The sequence below is a fragment of the Burkholderia sp. A2 genome (assembly GCF_001729305.1).
GTDB lineage: Bacteria > Pseudomonadota > Gammaproteobacteria > Burkholderiales > Burkholderiaceae > Burkholderia > Burkholderia sola.
Window position 1 is genome coordinate 67,259 of record NZ_LZXX01000057.1, and the last position, 11,631, is coordinate 78,889.

At 67.8% G+C, this 11,631-nt stretch carries 9 protein-coding genes; 8 read left to right on the forward strand and 1 reads right to left on the reverse strand.

What is annotated here, in order from left to right:
• Positions 1-182: 182 nt before the first annotated feature.
• The 7 genes from A9Z05_RS04575 (at position 183) to A9Z05_RS04605 (ending at position 9,095) form a co-directional block, all read left to right on the forward strand.
• On the forward strand, positions 183-1,415 hold the full coding sequence (locus A9Z05_RS04575) for a 3-methyl-2-oxobutanoate dehydrogenase (2-methylpropanoyl-transferring) subunit alpha (RefSeq protein WP_059573914.1): 1,233 nt from the start codon (positions 183-185) through the stop codon (positions 1,413-1,415).
• A gap of 2 nt (positions 1,416-1,417) precedes the next feature.
• Positions 1,418-2,458 carry an alpha-ketoacid dehydrogenase subunit beta gene (locus A9Z05_RS04580; RefSeq protein ID WP_069617067.1) on the forward strand — a complete coding sequence of 347 codons (1,041 nt, stop codon included), beginning with the start codon at positions 1,418-1,420 and terminating at the stop codon, positions 2,456-2,458.
• Position 2,459: 1 nt separating this feature from the next.
• The gene (locus tag A9Z05_RS04585) at positions 2,460-3,773 is read left to right on the forward strand and encodes a dihydrolipoamide acetyltransferase family protein (RefSeq protein ID WP_069617068.1); all 1,314 of its coding nucleotides are present in this window, start codon (positions 2,460-2,462) and stop codon (positions 3,771-3,773) included.
• 4 nt (positions 3,774-3,777) lie between these two features.
• The gene (lpdA, locus tag A9Z05_RS04590; protein WP_069617069.1) at positions 3,778-5,169 is read left to right on the forward strand and encodes a dihydrolipoyl dehydrogenase; all 1,392 of its coding nucleotides are present in this window, start codon (positions 3,778-3,780) and stop codon (positions 5,167-5,169) included.
• Positions 5,170-5,409: 240 nt separating this feature from the next.
• On the forward strand, positions 5,410-6,039 hold the full coding sequence (locus A9Z05_RS04595) for an NAD(P)H-binding protein (protein ID WP_069617070.1): 630 nt from the start codon (positions 5,410-5,412) through the stop codon (positions 6,037-6,039).
• A gap of 389 nt (positions 6,040-6,428) precedes the next feature.
• Positions 6,429-7,853 (forward strand): cytosine permease, encoded by a 1,425-nt coding sequence (locus A9Z05_RS04600; protein WP_069617071.1) that lies wholly within the window; start codon positions 6,429-6,431, stop codon positions 7,851-7,853.
• 171 nt (positions 7,854-8,024) lie between these two features.
• Positions 8,025-9,095, forward strand: a complete 1,071-nt coding sequence (locus A9Z05_RS04605; RefSeq protein ID WP_069617072.1) for a porin — start codon at positions 8,025-8,027, stop codon at positions 9,093-9,095.
• Between the two features lie 67 nt (positions 9,096-9,162).
• Here the strand turns inward: A9Z05_RS04605 and A9Z05_RS04610 are convergent, their stop codons facing one another.
• Entirely contained in the window at positions 9,163-10,119 is a 957-nt protein-coding gene (locus tag A9Z05_RS04610; protein ID WP_069617073.1) for a LysR family transcriptional regulator, read from the reverse strand.
• Between the two features lie 188 nt (positions 10,120-10,307).
• Here A9Z05_RS04610 and A9Z05_RS04615 point away from each other — a divergent pair, with 188 nt between their 5' ends.
• Entirely contained in the window at positions 10,308-11,618 is a 1,311-nt protein-coding gene (locus A9Z05_RS04615; RefSeq protein WP_069617074.1) for an MFS transporter, read from the forward strand.
• Positions 11,619-11,631: the final 13 nt, after the last annotated feature.

Here is an 11,631-nt window from a genome sequence, read left to right on the forward strand (position 1 = left end):
TCGATCGGCCATGGCAAATCTGCTCACGACGAACGAGCGGCTTGGGCATCGACGTGCGCCGCTGCCAGGCATAGATTTCCAAGGTTGACGCGCTTATCCGCGCGTCAGCTCGCGCGCGGGCCGGCAACCGGCCCGCGCGTTCCCAAACAGCGTGAGACACAATCGAGCGTGGAGACGACACGATGAGCCTGTCAGAGCCATTGCGTCTGCATGTGCCGGAGCCCACCGGGCGCCCGGGCTGCAAGACGGATTTTTCCTATCTGCATCTATCGCCGGCCGGCGCCGTCCGCCGCCCGCCGATCGACGTAGCCGCGGCGGACACCGCCAATCTCGCCCGCAGCCTCGTGCGCGTGCTCGACGACAGCGGCAAGGCCGTCGGCCCGTGGGCCCCCGATCTCGACGATGCGCGGCTGATCGCCGGGCTGCGCGCGATGCTCAAGACCCGCATTTTCGACGCGCGCATGATGATCGCGCAGCGCCAGAAGAAAATCTCCTTCTACATGTTGAGCCTCGGCGAGGAGGCGATCGGCACCGCGCATGCGATGGCGCTGCGCGATGGCGACATGTGCTTTCCGACCTACCGGCAGCAGAGCATCCTGATCGCGCGCGACGTGCCGCTCGAGCGGATGATCTGCCAGCTGATGTCGAACGAAGGCGATCCGCTGAAGGGTCGCCAGCTTCCGGTGATGTACTCGGACCGCGAAGCCGGCTTCTTCTCCATTTCCGGCAACCTCGCGACGCAGTTCATCCAGGCGGTTGGCTGGGCGATGGCGTCGGCGATCAAGGGCGACACGAAGATCGCGTCCGCGTGGATCGGCGACGGCGCGACGGCCGAAGCCGATTTCCATACCGCGCTGACGTTCGCGCACGTGTACCGCGCGCCGGTCGTGCTGAACGTGGTCAACAACCAGTGGGCGATCTCGACGTTCCAGGCGATCGCGGGCGGCGAGGGCACGACCTTCGCCGGGCGCGGCGTCGGCTGCGGGATCGCATCGCTGCGCGTCGACGGCAACGACTTCCTCGCGATCTACGCGGCGTCGAGCTGGGCGGCCGAACGCGCGCGCCGCAACCTCGGCCCGACGCTGATCGAGTGGGTGACCTACCGCGCGGGCGCGCATTCGACGTCGGACGATCCGACCAAGTACCGGCCGAGCGACGACTGGTCCCATTTCCCGCTCGGCGATCCGATCGAGCGCTTCAAGCGTCACCTGATCGTCAAGGGCATCTGGTCGGACAGCGCGCACGACGCATTGACGGCCGAGCTCGAGGCCGAGGTGATCGCCGCGCAGAAGGAAGCGGAGAAATACGGGACGCTGGCCGACGACCGGATTCCGTCGCCGGCCTCGATGTTCGACGACGTCTACAAGGAGCTGCCCGCGCACCTGCGCCGTCAGCGTCAGGAACTGGGAGCGTGATCATGGCGCAACACGAGACAGGGACGGCGACGCAGCCGATGACGATGATCCAGGCGCTGCGCTCCGCGATGGACGTGATGCTCGGGCGCGACGGCGATGTGGTCGTGTTCGGGCAGGACGTCGGCTATTTCGGCGGCGTGTTCCGCTGCACCGAAGGACTGCAGAACAAATACGGGAAATCGCGCGTGTTCGATGCGCCGATCTCCGAAGGCGGGATCGTCGGCGCGGCGGTCGGGATGGGCGCGTACGGACTGCGGCCCGTCTGCGAGATCCAGTTCGCCGACTATTTCTACCCGGCATCCGACCAGATCGTGTCGGAAGGCGCGCGGCTGCGCTATCGATCGGCCGGCCAGTTCACCGCGCCGATGACGATCCGGATGCCGTGCGGCGGCGGGATCTACGGGGGGCAGACGCACAGCCAGAGCCCGGAGGCGATGTTCACGCAGGTGTGCGGGCTGCGCACGGTGATGCCGTCGAATCCGTACGACGCGAAAGGGCTGCTGATCGCGTCGATCGAGAACGACGATCCGGTGATCTTCCTCGAACCGAAACGGCTGTACAACGGGCCGTTCGACGGCCATCACGAACGGCCCGTCACGTCGTGGCTCAAGCATCCGGCGAGCGCGGTGCCGGAAGGCTACTACACGGTGCCGCTCGATACGGCCGCCGTCGTGCGGCCCGGCAACGACGTGACCGTGCTCACCTACGGCACGACCGTGCACGTGTCGCTCGCCGCGGCGGAGGAGACGGGTATCGACGCGGAAGTGATCGACCTGCGCACGCTGTGGCCGCTCGATCTCGACACGGTCGTCGCGTCGGTGCGCAAGACCGGGCGCTGCGTCGTGGTGCACGAGGCGACGCGCACCTGCGGCTATGGCGCGGAGCTCGTGTCGCTGGTCCAGGAACACTGCTTCTACCACCTCGAAGCGCCGGTCGAGCGCACGACGGGCTGGGACACCCCGTATCCGCATGCGCAGGAATGGGCGTACTTTCCGGGGCCGACCCGGGTCGGTGAAGCGTTGCGACGCGTGATGGAGGCGTGAGATGGGGATTCATGTCATCAAGATGCCGGATATCGGCGAGGGGATCGCCGAGGTCGAACTGGTGGCCTGGCATGTGGAAGTCGGGCAGACGATCAAGGAAGACCAGCCGCTCGCCGACGTGATGACCGACAAGGCGGCGGTCGAGATTCCGTCGCCGGTGACGGGCAAGGTGATCGAACTGGGCGGCCGGATCGGCGAGATGATGGCGGTCGGCAGCGAGCTGATTCGGCTGGAAGTCGAAGGCGACGGCAACCTGAAGGCCGCGGCACCGGTGCGGGAAACAAAGGTAGCAACCGCACCGGTCGCGGCGGCGACGCCGTCGAAGCCGGTGGCGGACGTGCCGGCCGAGCCGCCTGTGCAGCCCGCAGCGCCTCGCGCACCGGCGCAACCGCGCCGCGACGAACCGGCCGCGCAGCCGCGCGCGGCGCGCGCGCCGGGCGAACGGCCGCTCGCGTCGCCGGCCGTGCGTCAGCGCGCGTGGGACATGGGCATCGAGCTGCGCTACGTACGCGGCACCGGTGAGGCCGGCCGGATCCTGCACGCGGATCTCGATGCGTATGCAGGGTCCGGCGGCGGCACGGCGCGCGCATCGCAACCGCGCGGCTACGACGAACGCCACGACGAAACCGAAGTGCCGGTGATCGGCCTGCGGCGCGCGATCGCGCGCAAGATGCAGGAAGCGAAGCGCCGCATTCCGCACTTCAGCTACGTCGAGGAAATCGACGTGACCGAGCTCGAATCGTTGCGCACGGAACTGAACCGCCGCCACGGCGACACGCGCGGCAAGCTCACGCCGCTGCCGCTGCTGATCCGCGCGATGGTGATCGCGCTGCGCGACTTCCCGCAGATCAACGCGCGCTTCGACGACGAAGCGGGTGTGGTCACGCGCTACGGTGCGGTGCACATGGGCGTCGCGACTCAGACGGACGGCGGCCTCACGGTGCCCGTGCTGCGCCATGCGGAAGCGCGCGACGTGTGGTCGATCTCGGCGGAAATCGCGCGGCTTGCCGACGCGGTGCGCGCGAACCGTGCTCAGCGCGACGAGCTGAGCGGATCGACGATCACGATCTCGAGCCTCGGCGCGCTCGGCGGCATCGTGTCGACGCCGGTGATCAATCATCCGGAAGTGGGCATCGTCGGCGTGAACCGGATCGTCGAGCGGCCGATGATCCGCGACGGCGCGGTCGTCGCGCGCAAGATGATGAACCTGTCGTCGTCGTTCGATCATCGCGTCGTCGACGGCGCGGACGCGGCCGAATTCATCCAGGCCGTGCGCGCGGTGCTCGAACGCCCGGCATTGCTGTTCGTGGAGTGAGCCGATGAAGAACGAACACACCACACTGCTCGTCATCGGCGGCGGCCCGGGCGGCTACGTCGCCGCGATCCGCGCGGGGCAGCTCGGCATTCCGACGGTGCTCGTCGAGCGCGACCGGCTCGGCGGGACGTGCCTGAACATCGGCTGCATTCCGTCGAAGGCGCTGATCCACGTGGCCGACGCGTTCGAACAGGCGTGCGGCCATGCCGGCGAAGGGGCGCTCGGGATCCGCGTGCGCACGCCGGAGATCGACATCGCGAAAAGCGTCGCATGGAAGGACGGCATCGTCGACCGGCTGACGCGCGGCGTCGGCGCGCTGCTCAAGAAGAACGGCGTGCGCGTACTGCACGGCGAAGCGCGCGTGGTCGACGGCAAGACCGTCGAGGTCGTCGGCGGCGGCCATACGGTGCGGATAGGTTGCGAGCACCTGTTGCTCGCGACCGGGTCCGAACCGGTCGAACTGCCGTCGATGCCGTTCGGCGGGCACGTCGTGTCATCGACCGAAGCGCTGTCGCCCGCGACGCTGCCGAAGCGGCTCGTCGTCGTCGGGGCCGGCTACATCGGGCTCGAACTCGGGATCGTCTATCGGAAGCTCGGCGTCGACGTCAGCGTCGTCGAAGCGGCCGAGCGCGTGCTGCCTGCATACGATGCCGAACTCGTGCGGCCGGTTGCCGATTCGCTCGCGCGGCTCGGCGTGCGGCTGTGGCTCGGCCACAAGGTGCTCGGCCTGGACGCGCACGGCGCGGTGCGCGTGCAGGCGGCCGATGGCGCCGAACAGACGCTGCCGGCCGACCGCGTGCTGGTTGCCGTGGGCCGTCGGCCGCGCGTCGACGGGTTCGGGCTCGAATCGCTGATGCTCGATCGCAACGGCCGCGCGCTGCGGATCGACGACACATGCCGGACCTCGATGCGCAACGTGTGGGCGATCGGCGACGTCGCGGGCGAGCCGATGCTCGCGCATCGCGCGATGGCGCAAGGCGAGATGGTGGCCGAGCTGATCGCCGGCCGGCGTCGCCGGTTCACGCCCGCGTCGATTCCGGCCGTGTGTTTCACCGATCCCGAAATCGTGACGGCCGGTTGGTCGCCGGACGATGCACACGCGGCCGGCGTCGATTGTCTGAGCGCGTCGTTCCCGTTCGCGGCGAACGGGCGGGCAATGACGTTGCAGGCGACCGACGGATTCGTGCGCGTCGTCGCGCGGCGCGACAATCATCTGATCGTCGGCTGGCAGGCGGTCGGGCGCGGGGTGTCGGAGCTGGCCGCGGCTTTCTCGCAGTCGCTCGAAATGGGTGCGCGGCTGGAGGACATCGGCGGCACGATCCACGCGCATCCGACGCTCGGCGAAGCGCTGCAGGAAGCGGCGTTGCGCGCGCTCGGACACGCGCTGCATATCTGACGTAATCGCCTGACGGGGCGCCGCCGGTGCGTCACGCACGTATCGGCGGCGCTTGCGGCGTCTGATGGACTTCATGTTGTTTCAATCGGCATCCGCTCGCGCGGGATCGCGCCCGACAGCGCCGTAATTTTTCGAGACGAGTGGAGGGTTGTCGGCGTGGCGCCGGCCGACGATCATGTCGATAGCCGGAAACCGGGCCGCCTCGGTCCGCCAACGCAGGCTCCACACGGAAAAACCGACATGAAACTGCTGCTCGTCGGCGCGACCGGACTCGTCGGGCGCCACGTTCTCGACGTCGCGCTGGCCGATGCGCGGATCGATCAGGTGATCGTCCTCGCGCGCCGGCCGTTGACGCCGCATCCAAAGATGCGCGCGCTGGAAGTGGATTTCGACCATTTGCCCGATACGGCCGACTGGTGGCACGCGGATGCCGTGATCTGCACGCTCGGCACCACGATGCGGGCCGCCGGTTCGCAGGCGGCTTTCCGGCGCGTCGATCACGACTATCCGCTCGCGGTCGCGCGGCTCGCGCATCGGCACGGCACGCCGACCTACGTGCTGAATTCCGCGCTCGGCGCCGATGCTGCGTCGCGGATCTTCTACAACCGCGTGAAGGGCGAGGTCGAGCAGGCGCTCGCCGGCGTCGGCTTCGATTCGCTCACGTACGTGCGACCGGGCCTGATCGGCGGCAGCCGCGACGAGTTCCGGTTCGGCGAGCGGCTGTTCGTGTTCGCGCTGAGCGCCGCCGCGCCGGTGCTGCCGGCGAAGTGGCGCGTGAATCCCGCACCGCGGATTGCGCGCGCGCTGCTCGACGCGGCGATCGACGCACGGCCGGGCGTGCAGGTCGTCGCATCCGAGCGGCTGGTCTGATGCGGTGCGGGCGCGCCCGTCCGACTGATCGGCTGCGTTTCCCGTGTGGTGACCGCTGCGCCCGACCGGGCCCCCGGGCAGGCCGAACTTTCATTTTTCCGACATCCGGCTTGCGGCAATGCTGCCCTGGCGTGCCGCAATGACTCGGACGATTTCGAAAATCGCTTGATTCCGGGTAATCACCGATATCTCGCAAGTTGTATATACAAGATCATCCGCTGGCAATGTCGGCACACGTCGTGCCGCTTGCGCGCCAGCATGCAGACCGTGCGTGCGTGGCGCATGCCGGCGATCCACGGCGCCCCGCATCCGCCGAGCCGAAAGGGCGGCTCGCAGCTTCCTGTCCCGTTCAAACCATGTGTGGTCCTGAGTATTTTGGAGATTGACCCGTGTCAACGAATTCCAGTGGAAAAGCCGGCGGACTGATCGAGGTACGCTCGATCGACTTCATTCCCGACGCCGAGCGCCACGGCGGCCTGCTGAGCCAGTTCACGCTGTGGCTGTCGGCGAACATGCAGATCACGGCCATCGTCACGGGCGCGCTCGCGGTCGTGCTCGGCGGCGACGTGTTCTGGTCGCTGGTCGCGCTGCTGCTCGGCCAGCTCGTCGGCGGCGCGGTGATGGCGCTGCACGGCGCGCAGGGGCCGCAGCTCGGGCTGCCGCAGATGATCTCGAGCCGCGTGCAGTTCGGCGTGTATGGCGCGATGATCCCGATCGTGCTCGTGTGCCTGATGTACATCGGCTTTTCCGCGAGCGGCTCGGTACTGGCCGGGCAAGCCGTCGCGCAACTGCTGCACGTCGACGACGCGGCCGGCATCCTGCTGTTCGCGGCCGTGATCGTCGTGCTGACCGTGTTCGGCTATCGCGCGATCCACTTCGTCGGCCGGATCGCGAGCGTGGTCGGCATCGTCGCGTTCGTCTACATGTTCGCGCAGTTGTTCGCGAACCACGACATCGGCGCGCTGCTCGCGAACAAGCATTTTTCGCTCGCGAGCTTCCTGCTCGCGATGTCGCTGTCCGCGTCGTGGCAGATCGCGTTCGGCCCGTACGTGGCCGACTATTCGCGCTACCTGCCGCGTTCGACGTCGTCGGTCGCGACGTTTCTCGCGGTCGGTCTCGGCTCGGTGATCGGCGCACAGGCGGCAATGGTGTTCGGTGTGTTCGCGGCCGCGCTCGCCGGCAGCCAGTTCGCGCACCATGAAGTGGCGTACATCGTCGGCCTCGGCTCGACGGGTGCCGTGGCCGCGCTGCTGTACTTCAGCATCGCGTTCGGCAAGGTGACGGTGACGGCGCTCAACGCGTACGGCAGCTTCATGTCGATGGCGACGATCGTCAGCGGCTTTCGCGGCAAGGGGGCGGTATCGTCGAAGAGCCGCCTCGTGTACATCTTCGGGATGATCTGCGTATCGACGCTGATCGCGCTCGCGGGCCGTCATTCGTTCCTGAAGGAATTCACCGCGTTCATCCTGTTCCTGCTCGCGTTCTTCACGCCGTGGAGCGCGATCAACCTGGTCGACTACTACTGCTTCACGCGTTCGCGCTACGACGTGCCGGCGCTGTCCGATCCCGACGGCCGCTACGGCCGCTGGAACGTGATGGCGATCGCGATCTACGCGGTCGGCATCCTGGTGCAACTGCCGTTCATGTCGACGCACATCTACACGGGGCCGCTCGTCGATGCGCTCGGCGGCACCGACATCTCGTGGATCCTCGGTCTCGTCGTGCCGGCCGTGCTGTATTACGTCGGCGCCCGCGCGTCGCGGCGCAGCATTCCCGAACGCCTGATCCTGCCGCTCGAACGCGGCGAGGTCTGACACCGACGGATCACGTCGTTCGTCGGGCCGGTCTGCCGCCGGCCTGAGCGGCCCGATAGCGCCGAATCGGCGCGACCGGCAACCGCACCGCACATCATCTTCGTTATCCGCGATGCCGGCATGGCAGACCACCGTGCCCGGCATCGTTCCATTCTCCTTTCATTGAATAGCATGACTAAGAAAATGAACGCACGAGGACATCGTTCCCGGGCGCGACCGGCGTATGCCGGTCTTCGGATGGCCGTCGCGGCCGCTTGCGTCGTCGGTTCGGGAGCCGCCTTCGCGCAGGACGGCGTCACGCTGTACGGCGTGATCGACGAATTCGCGCAGGTCGTGAATACGGGCAACGGCCACACGGCCGCGATCAACTCGGGCGGCCAGTGGGGCAGCCGGTTCGGACTGAAGGGCGGCGAGGAGATCGGCGGCGGCCAGAAGATCGAATTCGCGCTGGAAAACGGCTTCAATCCGAACGACGGCTCGCTTGCGAGCGCCGGCAGCCTGTTCAACCGGCAGGCGTGGGTCGGCATCGCGGGACCGTGGGGCAAGGTGCGTGCGGGCCGCCAGAATTCGCCGCTGTTCAACGACCAGGGCGGGCAGGATGCGTTCGGCGGCGTCACGCAGGCGTCCGGCATGGACAACCTGACCGTGTTCGCGTTCCGCACGAGCAATACGCTGTCGTACCAGAGCCCGGAGATCGCCGGTTTCCAGGGCGGCCTGTACTTCGGGTTCGGCGAGGCGGGCGGCGTGCGCTCGGCCGGCTCCAGCCAGCAGTTCGACCTGACCTACGAGCACGGCTCGTTCGGCGCATTCGTCGCGGGCCAGTGGTTGAAGAACGCCGCGGCGACCACGACCGATCGCACGATCATGGCCGGTGCGTCTTACGAGATCGGCAAGGCCACCGTGTATGGCGGGTTCTCCGCGGTGAAGTGGGGCGACCTCGGAATCGATTCGCGCGTGTACGGGCTGTCGGTCAAATACCAGTTCAACCCGGCGAATGCGGTCGCGCTCGGCTACGCGTACCTGCACGACCGGTCGTCGCAAGGCAACAATGCAGATCAGCTCGGGCTGATGTACGAGTACGACCTGTCGAAGCGCACGAGCTTTTACGGCGCGCTGTCGTACCTGCGCAACCGCAACCAGGCCGGCTACACGCTCGCCGGCGCGGCGAACCCCGGCCTGCCGCTCGCGTACCCGGGCGCGAATGCGCGTGGCGTGCAACTCGGCATCGTGCATCGCTTCTGACGCCCACACACGGCGCGACGCGCGCGGCCGCATGCGCCCGGCGCTTTCTCCGCGCACGTGCGCGCCGTCATTTCCCGAGCCGCTCCGCGAGCGAATAGCGCTGCATGCAGCGCTCCATCGCGTCGAGAAACGCATGCTCCGCCGCATTCATCTTGCGGTCGCGATGCCACAGCAGGAACACGTCGACATCGACGAGCCCGTCGTCGGGCGGCAACCGCCACAGCCGCTGCTGCGCGATGTCGTCGCGCACGATGTGCTCGGGCAGGCAGCCGATCCCGTAGCCCGCGAAGATCAGCCGCCGCACTTCGTCGAGGCTCGGCGACGACGCGACGATGCGCCCCGTGAAGCCCTTCTGGTCGCGGAACACGGTGAGCGGCGACAGGCTGTCGCCGATCTGGTCGCTCGTGAACGACACGAAATTCTCCGCGAGCAGATCGTCCATCCGCAATTGCGTCTGCCCGAACAGCCGGTGATGGCGGCCGCAGTAGATCGCATAGCGCTGGCGCAGGAAGCACCGCATTTCCAGCTTGTCGTGCGGCGTGCGGCACAGGCCGAGCCCGGCCGTGGCCGTCTTCTGCAGCAGCGAGGAAAGAATGTCCGACGAGCGCATCACTTCGATCTGCAGATCGATACGCGGATACGCGCGATGGAAATCCGCGAGGCATTCGTCGTAGACGGGCGATTCGATGCGGCTCACCGTCAGCAGCCGGATCGAGCCGGTCAGGTCGGCGGTGCTGTCGTCGATTTCGGTTTCGAGGCGCGAGATGCCGCCGTAGATGTCGCTCGCGATCCGGTACACGGCTTCGCCGGCCGGCGTCGGCGCGAAGTGCGCGCCGCGCCGCTCGATCAGCCGGCGCTCGAGCGTCTCCTCGAGCCGCCGCAGCGCCTGGCTCACGGCCGGCTGCGTGACGTGCAGGCGCGCGGCCGCGCGGCTCACGCTGCGCTCCTGCATGATCACCAGGTAGGTGCGCAGCAGGTTCCAGTCGAGGCGATCGTTGAGGAACGGGGCGAGGTCGGGGCGCATCGGGTCTCCGGGCGGGCGGCGAGCGGGCATTAGTTGAACTTATATGGTGAATAATAACTTGAAATTTGACTAATGATTTGCGGCCACCGATAAAGGAGGGGCGCCGCAGCGTGCGGCGCGAGGCCGCGACAGACGGCCGTCCTCACGATATTGCGTGCCGCCCGCCGCGGCGCGCGTCAGGAGCCCGCATGACTGAGTCCCTTCCTTCCGCCCGCCAGCCGGCACGCGCCGCGACGGCCGCGTTCATCGGCACGATGATCGAGTGGTACGACTTCTACATCTACGCGACCGCTGCCGCGCTCGTGTTCGGCGAACTCTATTTCCCGTCGCACGATCCGTTCGTCAGCACGATGGCGTCGTTCGCGACGTTCGCGGTCGGCTTCTTCGCGCGTCCGCTCGGCGGCGTGATCTTCGGCCATCTCGGCGACCGCATCGGCCGCAAGAAGGCGCTGATGACGACGCTGATGATGATGGGCGTCGCGACCGTATGCGTCGGGCTGTTGCCCGCCTATTCGAAGGTCGGCGTCCTCGCGCCGGTGCTGCTCGTCGCGCTGCGTATCGTGCAGGGGATCGCGGTCGGCGGCGAATGGGGCGGCGCGGTGCTGATGGCGGGCGAGCATGCGCCGCAGGGGCGCCGCACGTTTTTCGCGTCGTTCGCGCAGCTCGGCAGCCCGGCGGGGTTGATCCTGTCGCTGATCGCGTTCCGCGCGGCCACGTCGATGGACAAGGCCGACTTCCTCGCGTGGGGCTGGCGCCTGCCGTTCCTCGCGAGCTCGGTGCTGCTGGTGGTCGGGATTCTGATCCGGCTCGGTGTGAACGAGTCGCCGGAATTCGCGCGGGTCAAGGAAGCGAACCGCACGGTGAAGCTGCCGGTCGCGGAAGTGTTCCGTTCCGCGTCCGGGCCCGTGCTGCTGTGCATCGGCGCGAACACGATCGGCATCGCGGGCGTCTATTTCACGAACACGTTCATGATCGCGTACACGACGCAGTACGTCGGCGTGTCGCGCTCGCTGATCCTCGACAGCCTGTTCGCGGTCGCGATCATCCAGTTCTTCGCGCAGCCGCTCGCGGCGTGGATCGCGGAGCGCATCGGCGGCGCGCGCTTCCTGAAGCTGGCGGCGCTGCTCGCGATGCTGTCGCCGTATCCGATGTTCATGCTCGTGCAGGGCGGGACGTCCGCGTCGCTGATCGCCGGCATCGCACTCGCCGTCGTCTGCATGGCCGGTTTCTATTCGGTGATCGCGGGCTTCGTCAGCGACGTGTTTCCCGCCCACGTGCGCTATTCGGCGATCTCGCTCGCGTACCAGATTTGCGGCGCGATCGCGGGCGGCCTGACGCCGCTCGTCGGCACATGGCTCGCGCATCGCTTCACGGGCCAGTGGTGGCCGCTCGCGGTGTTCTACACGTGTCTCGCCGGCATCTCGCTGCTCTGCATCGTCGCGCTCGATGCGCGCCGCGCCGCGCAGCCGGCCGCCGCCGAAGCGCTCGGCTCGCATTGAACCCTCAACGAAC